This is a genomic window from Pseudomonas mandelii (assembly GCF_002251635.1).
GTDB lineage: Bacteria > Pseudomonadota > Gammaproteobacteria > Pseudomonadales > Pseudomonadaceae > Aquipseudomonas > Aquipseudomonas mandelii_B.
The window spans coordinates 1-14,246 of sequence record NZ_NMOJ01000247.1 but is presented as its reverse complement, the minus strand read 5'-3'; the positions used below and the strand labels follow the sequence as shown (position 1 = coordinate 14,246).

The following is a 14,246-nucleotide window of genomic DNA, read 5'->3' as shown; positions in this document are numbered from 1 at the left end:
TNCCTGCACTTGATGGTGGCTGTGCGCAGGGCGCCCTCGGGCGCGCCGGATTGCTAGGTCCCCGGTCTACTAACCTGCGAACAGCCGCCACCCTTATGTTTAGTAGCAAGAGGGTTGCGGCTTCACTAAAGGACTTAGCTTATGTTCAAAGTTACNCCCAACCCACCTGAAACCGATCCAGTCTCCCCCTACGAACCCGATTCAAAAAAACTCAACGAGGCCGCCGAACGGGCCCTCGACTTCCACTTCCCATCGAACGCCGACATCAAAGCCACCCCGCGAACCCGCAGCACCCTGTTCTCCGTAGACCCCGAGGCCACGGCCGAAACCCTGGCGGTTTATCTGGTCGAAATACTCGCCTCGGTCGACGTGATGGTCCACCAGTTGGTGGATCACCTGGAGGGAGAGTCGCGCTACGCCCTGCTGGGGATTTCCAACAGCATCATGATGGCGGAGATCACGGCGAACCGGGTGTTGGATACGATTGATCTGCCCAAGTAAGTGCCGCTTGCTGTGGTGAGTGAATAACTGACTTTGAGTTATACAGCGGTCCCCTTTTTTTGGGGCCGCTTCGCGGCGCAGCGGATAGATAAATAGATGCGTCCCCTTTCTGGTGGCGAGGGGGTTTACCCCCGTTGAGGGAGCTTGCTCCCGCTGGGCTGCGAAGCAGCCCTAAAACCTGCAACTTCAGCAAGATCGCGTCAGCCGATTTACGACTGCTGCGCAGCCGAGCGGGAGCNAGATGCGTCCCCTTTCTGGTGGCGAGGGGGTTTACCCCCGTTGGGTCGCGCAGCGGCCCCAAAACATCACAAGTAACCCCTTATCACCGGTGTCCTCTCACCACAGGGTTTGATGCTTTACTGAAAAGACTCAAAAACCCTGCGAGTACCCCCACATGAACCGCAACGACCTGCGCCGCGTGGACATGAACCTGCTGGTGATTTTCGAAACGTTGATGTTCGAGAAGAACCTGACCCGGGCCGGGGAGAAACTGTTCCTCGGTCAGCCCGCCGTCAGTGCTTCGCTGGCCAAGTTGCGCGATCTGTTCGACGACCCGCTGCTGGTGCGCAATGGCCGGGTGTTGGAGCCGACGCAGCGCGCCCTGGTGATTCTCAAGGAGTTGCAGCCGGCGATGGACACCATTTCCGGCGCGGTCAGCCGGGCCAAGGATTTTGACCCGTCCACCAGCCGCGATGTGTTTCGCATCGGCTTGTCCGACGACGCCGAGTTTGGTCTGTTTCCGCCGCTGCTCAAGCAAATACGCGAAGAGGCGCAGAACGTCGTGGTGGTGGTGCGAAGGGTGAATTACTTGCTGATGTCACCGATGCTCGCCTCCGGGGAGATTTCCGTCGGGATCAGTTACACCACAGAACTGCCGGCCAATGCCAAGCGCAAGAAATTGCGGGACCTGAGCGTGAAGATTCTGCGTGGCGATAACCGTCCCGGCCCCCTGACCCTGGATGAGTATTGCGAACGCCCTCATGCGCTGGTGTCGTTTTCCGGGGATCTGACCGGTGCCATCGACAACGATCTGGCACGCATCGGCCGCTCGCGGCGGGTGGTGCTGGCGGTGCCGCAATTCGCCGGGTTGCGCGCCCTGCTGGCCGGCACCGACCTGCTGGCCACGGTGCCGGACTACGCAGCGTGTGCGCTGATTGAAGGCAGCAACCAGCTGCGGGCCGACGACCCGCCGTTTGACATCGTGCTGTCCGAACTGTCCATGGTCTGGAACGGGGTCAACGATAACGATCCGGCAGAACGTTGGTTGCGCTCGCGAATCGCCCAACACATGTCGGCTGAGTTGCCGGTGCTCTGAGCGTGTTGAAAGCCGGGTCGGTCTCGCGCAGGAAGATCGGCATGTCGGTCATCGGTGGCATCGCCGGGATGTCGAAATACATCTGGATCACCCAGCCGCGGTGGTAACTGGCGTGGTTGACCACGTGCAGCAGCATCGCGCCGGCGCTCATGGTGCCGCTCTCGCCGGAGACGAACGTGAACTCGACGGACTTATCCAATGACCTCTCGGTCTGCCTCGCGCTCCAGTTGCAATACCAGTGATCGATCTCCTTTTGCGCCATGCGCAAGTCAGCCAGGTCGGGATGGAGCAGATCGTGTGAAGTTTTGAAGCCGTGCCCTCGGCCTTCGAGGTGAGCCTGCCAGATGCAGTCCACGACATAGATGTGGTTCAGGGTGCCGATCATGTTCTTGAACACCGACACCCGCTCTTTGTTGACCTCCCCCGGCGGCAGCGCGGCCAGGCTGTCAAAGAGGCGCTGATCGGCCCATTGCTTGTAATCGGCAAGCATGCGGGCAGTGCGTATGTTGATCATCAGAGTTCTCCCATTACGATGGGCGCACTGGCAAGCATAGACCGCTCGGCGGTTGGCAGCGCAGACGCTGATAACCGGCACTTCACCGCAACGCGACGGGTGTAGCAGCTGCTGCTACAAGGATTGCGGTGTCAGGCGTTGCACCAGCCGATCAGCCAGCGCCAGCCCGACCACTCCGGCGCCGACCACCACGCATTCGATATCGACGCTCAATTGCGAGCATTCCTTTCACGCTGAAAAATGAGGAAGTCGGCGGCCGGTTCGGTCGGGCCGGAAATCTTCGGGCGGATGCCGCTGTAGGCGGGTTGCAGGCTGTTATCGGGTAACGTCGGCCAGTAGCGGCGGATGGCCTGATAGAACCCGTCGACCCGGCGCGGATCGACGCGGTAATCGACATGGTCGACCCATTCGACGTCCGGCCCGAAACGCGCCTGCCCGCCAAGGTCGAGGGTCATGTGCACGCCCAGGCCGGCGCTCTCCGGTGCCGGATACACCAGATGCCGGAATGGCGCCCGGCCACTGAAACTGAAATAACTGCCCTTGCACAGGCGTGCCTCGGGAACGTATTGCGTCGGCAAGCCTTCGATCCGGCTCGCCACCTCCGGCGCGGACAAACCGGCGCAATTGATCAACTCGCGACAGGTCAAGGTCATCGGCTGTGCGCCGCCCATGTGCAATTCGAAACCTTGTTCGGTGCAACGGGCGGACACCAACGGCGTGTGCAAGGCAATCGAGGTGCCCGAGGCTTCGGCGTCTGCCTGAAGCGCCAACATCAGCGCATGGGAATCGACGATCCCGGTGGACGGCGACCAGAGCGCGGCGACGCAGGACAGCGCCGGTTCAAGCGACCGAGCCTGCCCGGCGTCCAGCCATTGCAAGTCATCGACGCCATTGCGCCGGCCCTGCTCCAGCAACCTCTGCAAGGCCGCGCACTGGCTGTCATCGGTGGCCACGATCAACTTGCCCAGGCGCTGGTAATCGACACCGCGCTCATCGCAAAAGGCGTACAGGCGATGCTTGCCCTCCACGCACAATTGCGCTTTCAGGCTGCCGCTCGGGTAATAGATGCCGGCGTGGATCACTTCTGAATTGCGCGAACTGATGCCCACACCAATCCCCTCGCCGGCTTCGATCAGGATCACTTCCCGCCCGCTGCGGGCCAGTGCCCTGGTCACCGCCAGGCCAACCACGCCGGCGCCGACCACCACGCATTCGATATCGACGCTCACCTGCCCTACGCTCATGTCAAGCCAGCCCTCGTTCCCGATAATCGATCAGGCTGGAGAATATCGCCAGCAGCATGGCCATGACCACGAAGAAGATCAGCACCAGGAAATACGAGCCGGTGAACTGCACGATCAATCCGATCAGGATCGGCACGATAACCCCGGCCATGTTGCCGCAGAAGTTCATGGTGCCGGCCAGCACACCGGTTTTCGAGGTGCCACCGAGGATCGACGGAATGCACCAGTACATGCCGCACCAGCGAATGAAAAACATCGCTACGCAGAGTAGACCGATGGCCTTGCCGGCTTCATTGGTATAGGCCACCGCCAGCATGCACAGGGCCGCGACCAGCGCCGAACCACTGAACATGCTGCGCATCACCAGGTTGGGCGAGGCACCGCTGGTTTTCCATTTATCCCCCAGATAACCGCCGACCAGCTCGCCGACGAAACCGCACATGAAAATCAGGAAGGTCGCACCGCCCATGCTCGAAATGTTCAGGCCGTGGGTCTGGTGCAGGTAGCTCGGCATCCAGGTCAGCAAACCGTAGAACACGCTGAGAATGCAGCAGTAACCGGCGAACATCGCCAGCACCGAACGGTCCTTGAGCAGCTCTTTGAGGGAGATGCTGGTCACCGTGCCGGGTTGGCTGACTTTGCGATTGCCTTCGGTGATGTGCGCCAGTTCCGCCGCGTTGACACCGGGGTGTTCGCTGGGATGGTTGCGGATGTATTTCCACGCCAGTACACCGGCAAGCATGGTGCCGATACCGGCGATCACGAAGGCGATGCGCCAGGAATCGAACCAGCCGATCAGCCCGGCAATGATGATCGCGCCGAAAGCACTGCCCAGCGGTGCGCCGCCATCGACCAGCACCGCGCCGCGTCCGCGTTCGTTGGGGGTCAGCCAGGCGCCGTTGAGTTTGGCCCCGGCCGGCATGATCGGCGACTCGGCGATGCCCAGCCCCATGCGCGTAATCAACAGCGTGATCCAGTTATGCGCACCAGCAGCCAAGGCCTGGAAGGCGCCCCAGGCGACAGTCGCGATGACGATGACGCGACGGGTCTGAAAACGGTCCAGCAGCATGCCGCCGGGAATCTGCATCAATGCGTACGACCAGAAAAACGCACTGAGCATCAAGCCTTCCAGCGCGGGAGGGATCTGGAACTCACTGGAAATCAGCGGCAAGGCCACCGACAGCGAAGCGCGGTCGATGTAGTTGATGGCGGTCAGCAGCAACATGATGAGGAAGATCCGCCAGCGCACGCTGGTCGGACGCTCGGTGGCAGACGCGGCGGCGAGCCGCAGGGTTTCGGCACTCGGATTGTTCATGAGGGGCGCTCTTGTTGTTGTGGGTGCAAGCGGCCCAATACCCGCCTATTAACGCAAAACCAGTAGGAGCGAGGCTTGCCCGCGAAGGCGATGTGTCATTAACAATGATGTCCACTGACACTCCGCCTTCGCGGGCAAGCCTCGCTCCTACTGGGTTTACATCTTGGCTGACGGGTGATCAGCCAGCGCCAGCCCGACCACTCCGGCGCCGACCACCACGCATTCGATATCGACGCTCAATTGCGAGCATTCCTTTCACGCTGAAAAATCAGAACGTTCCCGGGTAACTGCCGCCGTCCAGCAACAGGTTTTGCCCGGTGAGGAAACCGGCATGGGCGCTGCAAATGAACGCGCAATACGCACCGAACTCATCAGGTTGCCCGAAGCGCTGGGCCGGTACGTTTTTGCGCCGCTGTTCGCTAATGCTCTCGACGCTGGCCCCCTTGGCTTCGGCGGCCGCACTCAAGGTCTTGTATAAACGCTCGGTTTCGAACGGTCCGGGCAGCAGGTTGTTGAGGGTCACGTTGTGTCCGGCCAGCCGCGACTGCCGTGCGAGCCCGGCGATGAATCCGGTCAAACCGCTACGGGCGCCGTTGGACAGGCCCAGCACATCAATCGGCGCTTTGACGGCGCCCGAGGTGATGTTGACGATGCGTCCGAACCCACGCTCGGCCATGCCGTCGACGCACGCTTTGATCAGCTCAATGGGCGTGAGCATGTTGGCATCCAGCGCCTTCAGCCAGTCTTCGCGCTGCCAGTCGCGGAAGTCCCCGGGCGGCGGGCCACCGGCGTTGTTGATCAGGATGTCGACCTGCGGGCACGCCGCCAGCACCTGTTTTCGCACCCGCGGATCGCTGATGTCGCCGGTCACCGTGCACACGTCAATGGACGGCGCCAGGCTGCGCAATTGTTCGGCGGCGACCTGCAAGGCTTCGCTGCCGCGCGCGTTGATCACCAGGTTGACGCCCTCCTTTGCCAAGGCGCGCGCACAGGCCAGACCCAGCCCTTTGCTGGAAGCGCAGACAATCGCCCAGCGACCCGAAATAGCCAAATCCATGAGGGTGCTCCTGTGGTGTTGAGTGGAGAAATTGGCGGACGTTTCTACGTTACCACTGCTGATGTCAATGGATCGCGACCGGGTTGATGTTGACCTGGGTCGAGCCCTTGTACAGCGACTTACTGTCTGCGGACCAATAAGAACCGGAGAAACCCATGAACCCGTTCCAGTTTTATTTCCCCACCACTTTGAAAAGCGGCAACGGCCTGGTGCGTCAGGCCGGTGCATTGCTCAAGCCCCATGTTCGGAAAAAACTGCTGGTGGTCACTGACACAGGGCTGATGGCGTCGGGCGTGATGGAAGGTTTTTTCGCCTCCCTGGCCGAGAGTGACATCGGCTATGAAGTGTTTTCCGGCGTCGAACCGAACCCCACCACCGACGTGCTGGAACGAGCCGTGGCCTTCCTGAAAAACCACGACTGTGACTCGGTGATCGGCGTCGGTGGCGGCAGCAGCATCGACACCGCCAAGGGCGTGGCGGCCATGGCCACCAACCCCGGCAACATCCTCGACTACGAGGGCTACGACAAACTGCTGCACCCACCCCTGCCGATCTTCGCGATCCCGACCACCTCCGGCACTGGCAGCGAATGCACCGCCTCCACCGTGTTCACCAACACCAAGACCCTGTTCAAAACCGTGATCATCAGCCCGGCACTGTTTCCGAAACTGGCGATTCTCGACGCCGAGCTGACGCTCAAACTTCCACCGTCGATCACCGCTGCGACGGGCATGGACGCCTTGACCCACGCCATCGAATCCTACGTGTCGAAGCAGGCCAACCCGGTCAGCCAGGCCCTGGCGCTGCAAGCGATCAAGATGATCTGCACGCACCTGCCCAAGGCATTTTTCAGCGGCTCCGACCTGCACGCCCGGGAACAGATGCTGCTTGGGTCGTTCCTGGCGGGCGTGGCCTTCGCCCAATCGAAACTGGGCAACGTGCATGCGATCTCCCATACCTTCGGCGGCGTCTTCAACATTCCCCACGGCATCGCCAACGCCACGCTGCTGCCCTACGTCATCGAATACAACCTGGCGGCCTGCCCGGAGCTGTTTCGCGAGATTGCCATCGCCATGGGCGAAGACATCGACGGCCTGAACCTGGCCCGCGCCGGGCACAAAGTGGTGGACCACGTGGTGGCGCTGAACAAGGCCATCGGCATTCCCGACAACATCAAGGACCTGGGCGTGGACCTGGATTACATGCCGCAAATGGTCAGTGACTCGATGCGCAGCGGCAACGTGCTGGTCAACCCACGCCTGACCACCGCCGCCGACATTGAGCGAATCATCAGCAACGCCTGGCACGGCATTCATTCCTGAAGAGAACACGCCCATGTTTTACGAAATGCGCACCTACACGATTCAAATCGGAAAAATGCAGACCTACCTCAAGCACTTCGAGGAGGTCGGGCTACCGGTGATCTCCCGCTACACCACGCTGGTGGGTTGGTGGTACACCGAAATCGGCGAGCTGAATCAGGTGATCCACATCTGGGCCTACGAGAGCCTTGATGACCGGATCAAGAAACGGGCTGCGCTGTATCAGGACCCTGACTGGCTAGAGGGTTTCGTGCCGAAAGCGTTCCCGATGCTGGAAAAGATGGAATCGAAACTGCTGATCGCCGCCGATTTCTCCCCGATCAAATAAACCCCTGTGGGAGCGAACCTGCTCACGATAGCGGTATGTCAGACGCATCAAAGTTAACTGGCACTCCCCATCGCGAGCAGGCTCGTTCCCACACGGGGATTTGTACTGGCCTGCCGAATCGGCTCAAACCAAGGACAACCTCATGTGCGACCACAATCCCAACAATACCGCCGCCGACCGATCACCCGACATCAAGGCCTTGCTCGAAGGCCTGCCCACTAACTGGGGCAAATGGGGGCCGGACGATGAAGTCGGGGCCCTGAATTACCTGCAAAGCGCCGAGATCCTCCGTGGCATCGCCTCGGTTCGCCAAGGCAAGACCTTCACCCTGCAAGTGCAGATCGGCCATCCCAAGGGCGAGCCGTTGTGGCCCGGCCGACGCCCGTCGATGCGTGTCAACGTGCTGGACAAGGGCCACTTCCTGGCGGGCAAGACCCACTTTGACGGTCACGTGGAATACGCCGACGATGTGATCTTCATGCACCTGCAAGGCTCGACCCAATACGATGCGCTCGGCCACGTCTGGCACGACAACAAACTGTGGAACGGCTATGACGCAATGAGCACCATCGGCAGCATGGACAAGGCCAGCATCCTGCCGATTGCCGAACGCGGAATTGTCGGCCGCGCGGTGCTGATCGACATGGCGCGCCATCGCGGCAAAGCGGTGCTGGACAAGGGGGAGACCTTCAACCACCTGGACCTGCAGGCTGCTGCAAAGGCGCAGGGCATCGAGATCCAGAAGCGCGACATCCTGATCATCCGCACCGGCTGGATTGGCTCGTTCTATGAGCGCGAACCGGAAGAGTTCTACAAGGACTTCGCCGAGCCGGGCCTGACCTTCAGCCGCGAACTGGTGGAGTGGTTTCACCAGATGGAAATTCCCAACCTGGTGACCGACACCATGGCCAACGAAGTAGCGGTCGACCCCACCTCGGGCGTGCTGATCCCGCTGCACAATGCCTTGATGCGCAACCTCGGCGTGACCTTCACCGAAGTGGCGCTGCTCGACGACTTGGCCAGTGATTGCGCCGAAGACGGCCAGTGGCAGTTCCTCTACACCGCCGCGCCGTTGAAGATTGTCGGCGGGACCGGTGCGCCAGTGAATCCGATTGTGATCAAGTAGTCAGGTCCTGCTTCAGCTCGTTGATCAGCAGGGTCGCTGCCGGAGACAGGTCGGCGCCGGCCCGGCTGATCACACCATAAGGCTCGATCAGCGCGCGCATGGACACCGGCAATTTCACCAGCAAATCGTGTTGCTCGCAGAATTGCGCGACTTCCACCGGGATCACCGCCAGCAAGGTCGGGTCCTGCTGCACCAACAGAATGGTGGCGAAGGTCGATGAGGTTTCCAGCGGATAACGCGGAATCTCCAGCCCCGCCTCATTTAACTCACGCTCCAGGGCCTGGCGCATCGGCATGTCCTTGGGGTAGACCACCCAGCGGTAATCGCTCAGTTGCGACAACTGCAACGACTCGGCACGGGCCAACGGATGGTCTTTGCTGGCGACCACCGCCAAGGGCTCTTCGCTGAGTTCGATGCAGTCATAAGCGTCCGAGCGCTGGCCGACGCTGGTGCGACAGATCGCCAGGTCCAGCCGCCCTTGATCCAGCAAACCGAGCAAGGTGGCGCTGGTGTTTTCCACCAGTTCCACGGACAACTCCGGCTGCTTGAGCCTTAATTCGCTCAGGGCCCGGGTCAGCAACGGCACCGCGCCCATGATCACGCCTACCGACAACCGCCCGCCCTGGCCCTGCATGATGCTGAGCATTTCCTCGCGCAAATGTTCGACGTCGCTGTAGATCAGCCGTGCATACCGAATCATGCAACGGCCCATTTCATTAGCAACCAGGCCCTTGGGCTGACGTTCGAACAGCGGCATCCCAAGCAACGACTCGACTTCGTGCAAGGCCTTGGTGGCGCCGGACTGGGAAATCGAAATGTGCTCGGCGGCCTTGTGCAACGAGCCACGATCGTCCAGCGCGATCAGCAACCGCAGTTGTTTGAGTCGAAGCCGCGAAGCGATGCTGCCAAGTGAAGGAACCATATCGGTGTGTGCTCGATTCAATGGACAAATCCGTCAGGCCCACGCCGCCATTTGCCGGCGTGGGCAAAGTGGTTAGCTCAGGGGCGCCCTGCTCCACTGGCCATCGACCAGTCGATTGAGGCTCAGCGGGTTAGCGTTTTGCAGCGCCTGGGGCAGGTACTCATCAGGATAGTTCTGGTAGCAGACCGGCCGCAGGAAGCGATCAATGGCCAAGGTACCGACTGAGGTGCCGCGCGCATCCGAAGTGGCTGGATAGGGTCCGCCATGCACCATCGCATCACTGACTTCGACGCCGGTCGGGTAGCCGTTGAGCAGCAAGCGTCCGACCTTGTCTTCGAGTAGCGGCAACAGCTCGCCGAAGCGATCCAGGTCCGCCGGATCGGCAATCAGCGTGGCGGTCAGTTGACCGTGCAAACTGCCGAGCACGGCGCGCAGTTGGTGCCGGTCTGCGATTTCCACCACCACCGTGGCCGGGCCGAAGATCTCTTCCTGCAACAACGGATCGCCGTCGAGCAACAACTGTACGTCGGCCTTGAACAGCTGCGGTTGCGCCTTGGATTTGCCCTGCGGCTGACCGGCGAGGTGATCGACCCGTTCGTGGGCCACGATGTGTTGAAGACCTGCGCGATAGCTGTTCAGGGCGCCGGCGTTGAGCATGGTCTGGGCCGGTTGGCTGCCCATGTTTTGCGCGAATACGTCCAGGAACTCGCTGAACTGCGGCGAGTGCAGGCCGATGATCAGTCCGGGGCTGGTGCAGAACTGGCCGCAGCCGAGGTTGATCGACGCGGTCAGTTCCTCGGCGACTGTTTCCGCGCGAGCCTGCAACGCCTGGGGCAACACAATCACCGGGTTGATGCTCGACATCTCGGCAAACACCGGGATCGGCTGCGGGCGGGCCGCCGCCATATCACACAGTGCGCGACCGCCCTTGAGCGAACCAGTGAAGCCGACTGCCTGGATCGCCGGGTGCTTGACCAGTGCTTCGCCGACGCCGCCGCCGAAGATCATGTTGAATACACCCGCCGGCATCTCGGTGGCCTCGGCCGCCCGAATGATTGCATCGGCGACGCGCTCGGCCGTCGCCATATGCCCGCTGTGGGCCTTGAACACCACCGGGCAACCCGCCGCCAGCGCGGCAGCGGTGTCGCCACCCGCCGTGGAAAACGCCAAGGGGAAATTGCTCGCGCCAAACACTGCGACCGGGCCGAGGCCGATACGGTATTGGCGCAAGTCCGGGCGCGGCAGCGGCTGGCGGTCGGGCAAGGCGTTGTCGATACGTGCGCCGTAGAAGTCGCCACGGCGCAACACTGTGGCAAACAAACGCATCTGCCCGCTGGTACGTCCGCGCTCGCCTTTGATACGCGCAGCCGGCAACGCGGTTTCGCGGCAGACCAACTCAATGAAATCATCACCCAGCGCCTCCAGCTCGTCGGCCACCGCGTCCAGGAATTGCGCACGTCGTAACGGCAACAGCTGACGAAACGGGGCAAAAGCTCGCGAGGCGGCCGTCACTGCCAGCGCGACTTCCTGATCATTGGCCTGATGAAAAACATAGGGCAGTGCTTGCCCGGTGCTGGCGTCGAAACTCTGCAACGTTTCGCCGCCCAGAGCGCTGCGCTGCCCGTCGATAAACTGCTGGCCCAAAATAGCGGACATCAAAAACTCCCTCGCCGGCGTTCGGCAGGCGATCATTCGAATTGAAGGGGTACGCCGAAGGCGCACGCTTCACTCTATTGGCCGGGTTGATGGGCAACAAATGACAACAACGGGCCAGGGGATGAGTATTCGTCATCCCCCGCCCGTCATCGGTGGTACCAGGTGTCAGTGAATCGCGACGAAATTGGCGGACGTTTCTACGTTACCACTGCTGATGTCAATGGATCGCGACCGGGTTGATGTTGACCTGGGTCGAGCCCTTGTACAGCGACTGTCGATCAGCTCAAGGTTGTAGGTGCCGTTTTTGGCCAGCATGAACTGGTTGACCGGGAACGCCTGACCGTCTTTCGCCGGACAGATTTCCGAAGCCCAGGTGTCGCCGCCGACCGCGACGATCTGCTTGTCCGCCAGCCATTTGGCCGGTTGTACATTCAACAAATGCGCTGCAGGTAGACCGCTATCGCGAGCAAGCTCGCTCCCACAGTGGATGGGTGTCATCCCCGGTTTTTTTGATCGCCACTAAACCCTGTGAGAGTGCAGGTCCAGTGCCTTCTGGATGTCGGCAACGCTGAACTCGGTTTTCTCCGGCACGATGGCGCTGCCGTACACGGCGGTCATGTCCAGCACCACGCCACGGGTGACGATGGGCGGGACTTTTTCGATGCCGAGTTTTTTCACGCCTTCGACGGTGACGAAGTCCGCCGCACGGTTGCCGTTGTAGTAGACATTGTCGATGCCGATATGGCCGATGCCGTTGAGTTGGGTGCCGACACCGGTCCAGCCGACCACCAGTTCATCGTTAAAGGTGAACTTGTTAGGCCCCATGGTGGTGCCACCCGCCTCGCCCGGCTGGATGTTGGTCAGGTGAAAACTGCGGTGACGGAAGGCTGGCAGAGTCTTGTCGATGGGCACGGCCAGCGGATAGGTTTTGCCGCTCTTGATCAATTTGGAGGCGTTGATCACCGACTCGGCGTTTAACAGATTCAGCGCGCCGATTTCATCGTTGGCGCCGTATTTCGAGGGGTACCATTTTTCGGCATCCGCCGCGTGAGCGGCATGGAGGGTGAACAACAGGGCAAACGGCAGTACCAATCGGGTCAGCATGAGCGGGTCCTTGTGAGGTTGCAGTGGACCCAAGGTACGCAGCCCGTCTGTGGGGAAACAGACAGGGATGGGCAATACAATTGTTCTGGATTATCACGAGTGACATCAGTGGGGGGGAGCCTGCTCGCGACAGCGGCGGGTCAGCCAGCATCGACGTCGATGAAGAACGCATGCGTTTTACCTTTCAGCGCAACCTCGGCATTTCGCCGAGAGATTATCGCAATCGTGTCTCTCGTTAATCACAGGTTGCAACTAACTGTCATTTAGCTGAACAGCGTCCAACTTCAATATGAAGATTCGATGTTTTTCCATTCAACTCGGCATTTAGCGGGCATTGAAGGTTGACTTCACCCACCTCCCTGAGTAAATTGCCCGGGCCTTCGACGAAGGCCTTTTTTCAACTCACAAAAGAATCCAATGGACACAGTATCTAGTCGCTGCCGGGACACTGCGAATTCGCGGAACCTGGCACATAATCCAGTCAATGACGGGACTCGACTTTTCGGTCGGGTGAGCTGCGCTAGAGCTTGATGCTCCGCCGTAACTTGCCTCACCGGCGTCCGTCCGGTCCAGAGGCATGTTATGAACTTCAACACCACCGTAATGCCGGGCGTGCGCGCCTTTGCATCGACCATGCGGGTCAAGCTGTGCCGTGAGCGTCTGTTGACGACGCGGGTCAGCGCCCCGTTTTCCACCCCTTCTGCCCCTGCCAAGGCAAACCCTCGTGCCAACTGGCGCGTCTGCCCGATGACGGGCCGGCTTCAGCAACGCTGGAGCTTCGACGACAGCCAGGAACCACCGGGTCGGCGCATTGCGCGGATGTTCGGTCTTACCCTCGATACCCGCACATTCAGTTGACCTGAAGGCACTTTAAAGTTCTTCCCCCAACGTTTTCCTTAATAGGGAATTCGGCAACTTCTTATTGCCTGTCAAAACACAACGTTATCGGAGTTAGTTATGGACGAAGCCAGTAGACGGTTCGCTGCCTATCAACTTTCCATTGATACGCAGCGAACGTTAAAACACAAGAAAACAACACTTTCGAAATTGATCGCCTGTTTGCGACTCGACATACATTCGCTCGCCTATGAATAGATGAGCGTGCTGTGTGTCGTGCCGCAAGACGGCGGCAGGAGCACACACAATGACGACTGTAAAAACGCCGGATATTCGCGCCAAAGGCGCCAGCAGCAACAATGCCAAACTGTCGATGCGCGCCGCCCGGGAAGCGCAAAACGGCCTGGCCGTCACCCTCGCCAATCTCAACGCCACCCCTGACGGTTTGACTGAACTCGAAGCCGAAGGCCGGCTGGCCCGCGCAGGCTATAACGAGGTCGCCCACGACAAGCCGCCTCACGCCATCGTCCAACTGCTCAAAGCCCTGAACAATCCCTTCATCTATGTCCTGCTGACCCTGGCCGGCATCAGTTTCTTCACCGATTACTGGCTGCCGATCAGCCAGGGCGAAGGCGACGAGGCGGACCTGACCAAAGTCATCATCATCATGCTCATGGTCTTGCTCAGCAGCCTGCTGCGTTTCTGGCAGGAGCACCGCTCGGCCAAATCCGCCGAAGCCCTGAAAGCCATGGTGCGCACCACCGCGACCGTGCTGCGACGCGGACAAAAAGGCAACACCCCGGTGCTGCGCGAAGTGCCGATGCGCGAACTGGTAGCCGGCGACATCGTCCAGCTCAGCGCCGGCGACATGATCCCGGCCGACATCCGCTTGATAGAGTCCCGCGACCTGTTTATCAGCCAGGCCGTGCTGACCGGCGAAGCGTTGCCGGTCGAGAAGTACGACACCCTCGGCGACGTCACGCAAAAGTCCGCGACCCGCAGCGC

The 14,246-nt window shown here is 60.7% G+C and carries 14 protein-coding genes and 1 pseudogene; 7 read left to right on the top strand and 8 right to left on the bottom strand.

The window, feature by feature from the left end; all coding sequences use genetic code 11:
- The first annotated feature begins 141 nt into the window (after window positions 1–141).
- Both B7L09_RS30455 and B7L09_RS30450 read left to right on the top strand, forming a co-directional pair.
- Window positions 142–501 (top strand): DUF6124 family protein, encoded by a 360-nt coding sequence (locus B7L09_RS30455; RefSeq protein WP_094471914.1) that lies wholly within the window; start codon window positions 142–144, stop codon window positions 499–501.
- Window positions 502–895: 394 nt separating this feature from the next.
- Window positions 896–1,816 carry a LysR substrate-binding domain-containing protein gene (locus tag B7L09_RS30450; RefSeq protein ID WP_094471913.1) on the top strand — a complete coding sequence of 307 codons (921 nt, stop codon included), beginning with the start codon at window positions 896–898 and terminating at the stop codon, window positions 1,814–1,816.
- On the opposite strand, the gene B7L09_RS30445 is transcribed toward B7L09_RS30450, so the two are convergent.
- From B7L09_RS30445 to B7L09_RS30430, 4 genes are all read right to left on the bottom strand, one after another.
- Window positions 1,737–2,330, bottom strand: a complete 594-nt coding sequence (locus B7L09_RS30445) for a DinB family protein (RefSeq protein WP_094471912.1) — start codon at window positions 2,328–2,330, stop codon at window positions 1,737–1,739. The genes B7L09_RS30450 and B7L09_RS30445 overlap by 80 nt on opposite strands.
- 209 nt (window positions 2,331–2,539) lie before the next feature.
- Complete coding sequence (locus B7L09_RS30440) at window positions 2,540–3,559, bottom strand: NAD(P)/FAD-dependent oxidoreductase (RefSeq protein WP_255143024.1); 1,020 nt, start codon at window positions 3,557–3,559, stop codon at window positions 2,540–2,542.
- 16 nt (window positions 3,560–3,575) lie between these two features.
- A complete protein-coding gene (locus tag B7L09_RS30435) occupies window positions 3,576–4,889 on the bottom strand; it encodes an MFS transporter (protein ID WP_010455258.1) in 1,314 nt (437 codons plus the stop codon).
- Between the two features lie 268 nt (window positions 4,890–5,157).
- On the bottom strand, window positions 5,158–5,946 hold the full coding sequence (locus B7L09_RS30430) for an SDR family oxidoreductase (RefSeq protein ID WP_094471911.1): 789 nt from the start codon (window positions 5,944–5,946) through the stop codon (window positions 5,158–5,160).
- 155 nt (window positions 5,947–6,101) lie between these two features.
- Here B7L09_RS30430 and B7L09_RS30425 point away from each other — a divergent pair, with 155 nt between their 5' ends.
- The 3 genes from B7L09_RS30425 to B7L09_RS30415 all read left to right on the top strand — a co-directional run bounded on the left by B7L09_RS30425 (window position 6,102) and on the right by B7L09_RS30415 (window position 8,722).
- The gene (locus tag B7L09_RS30425; RefSeq protein ID WP_010455262.1) at window positions 6,102–7,268 is read left to right on the top strand and encodes an iron-containing alcohol dehydrogenase; all 1,167 of its coding nucleotides are present in this window, start codon (window positions 6,102–6,104) and stop codon (window positions 7,266–7,268) included.
- A 13-nt stretch (window positions 7,269–7,281) separates the two neighbouring features.
- Window positions 7,282–7,596, top strand: coding sequence for an NIPSNAP family protein (locus tag B7L09_RS30420; protein ID WP_010455264.1), 315 nt, complete (start codon window positions 7,282–7,284; stop codon window positions 7,594–7,596).
- A gap of 142 nt (window positions 7,597–7,738) precedes the next feature.
- Window positions 7,739–8,722 (top strand): cyclase family protein, encoded by a 984-nt coding sequence (locus tag B7L09_RS30415; RefSeq protein WP_010455266.1) that lies wholly within the window; start codon window positions 7,739–7,741, stop codon window positions 8,720–8,722.
- Here B7L09_RS30415 and B7L09_RS30410 read toward each other — a convergent pair.
- From B7L09_RS30410 to B7L09_RS30400, 4 genes and pseudogenes are all read right to left on the bottom strand, one after another.
- Entirely contained in the window at window positions 8,715–9,644 is a 930-nt protein-coding gene (locus B7L09_RS30410; RefSeq protein WP_010455268.1) for a LysR family transcriptional regulator, read from the bottom strand. The two genes, B7L09_RS30415 and B7L09_RS30410, sit on opposite strands and share 8 nt — an antisense overlap.
- 72 nt (window positions 9,645–9,716) lie before the next feature.
- Window positions 9,717–11,300 (bottom strand): aldehyde dehydrogenase (NADP(+)), encoded by a 1,584-nt coding sequence (locus B7L09_RS30405; protein WP_094471910.1) that lies wholly within the window; start codon window positions 11,298–11,300, stop codon window positions 9,717–9,719.
- A gap of 217 nt (window positions 11,301–11,517) precedes the next feature.
- Window positions 11,518–11,723, bottom strand: a pseudogene (locus tag B7L09_RS32975) (cyclase family protein); the annotation flags it as partial.
- A gap of 96 nt (window positions 11,724–11,819) precedes the next feature.
- Entirely contained in the window at window positions 11,820–12,404 is a 585-nt protein-coding gene (locus tag B7L09_RS30400) for a cyclase family protein (RefSeq protein WP_438269361.1), read from the bottom strand.
- A gap of 582 nt (window positions 12,405–12,986) precedes the next feature.
- Here B7L09_RS30400 and B7L09_RS30395 point away from each other — a divergent pair.
- Together B7L09_RS30395 and B7L09_RS30390 are read left to right on the top strand one after the other, a co-directional pair.
- Window positions 12,987–13,262: a hypothetical protein gene (locus B7L09_RS30395; RefSeq protein WP_094471909.1), complete on the top strand. Its 276-nt coding sequence runs from the start codon at window positions 12,987–12,989 to the stop codon at window positions 13,260–13,262.
- A gap of 286 nt (window positions 13,263–13,548) precedes the next feature.
- Window positions 13,549–14,246, top strand: a 698-nt coding sequence (locus B7L09_RS30390; RefSeq protein ID WP_255143018.1) for a P-type ATPase actuator domain-containing protein, incomplete at its 3' end; no start/stop codon positions are given.

Excerpts from the sequence above, each read along its gene's own strand:
- B7L09_RS30450 (WP_094471913.1), top strand. The coding sequence starts at position 896 with ATGAACCGCAACGACCTGCGCCGCGTGGACATGAACCTGCTGGTGATT.
- B7L09_RS30445 (WP_094471912.1), bottom strand. The coding sequence starts at position 2,330 with ATGATCAACATACGCACTGCCCGCATGCTTGCCGATTACAAGCAATGG.
- B7L09_RS30435 (WP_010455258.1), bottom strand. The coding sequence starts at position 4,889 with ATGAACAATCCGAGTGCCGAAACCCTGCGGCTCGCCGCCGCGTCTGCC.
- B7L09_RS30430 (WP_094471911.1), bottom strand. The coding sequence starts at position 5,946 with ATGGATTTGGCTATTTCGGGTCGCTGGGCGATTGTCTGCGCTTCCAGC.
- B7L09_RS30425 (WP_010455262.1), top strand. The coding sequence starts at position 6,102 with ATGAACCCGTTCCAGTTTTATTTCCCCACCACTTTGAAAAGCGGCAAC.
- B7L09_RS30420 (WP_010455264.1), top strand. The coding sequence starts at position 7,282 with ATGTTTTACGAAATGCGCACCTACACGATTCAAATCGGAAAAATGCAG.
- B7L09_RS30415 (WP_010455266.1), top strand. The coding sequence starts at position 7,739 with ATGTGCGACCACAATCCCAACAATACCGCCGCCGACCGATCACCCGAC.
- B7L09_RS30410 (WP_010455268.1), bottom strand. The coding sequence starts at position 9,644 with ATGGTTCCTTCACTTGGCAGCATCGCTTCGCGGCTTCGACTCAAACAA.
- B7L09_RS30405 (WP_094471910.1), bottom strand. The coding sequence starts at position 11,300 with ATGTCCGCTATTTTGGGCCAGCAGTTTATCGACGGGCAGCGCAGCGCT.
- B7L09_RS30400 (WP_438269361.1), bottom strand. The coding sequence starts at position 12,404 with ATGCTGACCCGATTGGTACTGCCGTTTGCCCTGTTGTTCACCCTCCAT.
- B7L09_RS30395 (WP_094471909.1), top strand. The coding sequence starts at position 12,987 with ATGAACTTCAACACCACCGTAATGCCGGGCGTGCGCGCCTTTGCATCG.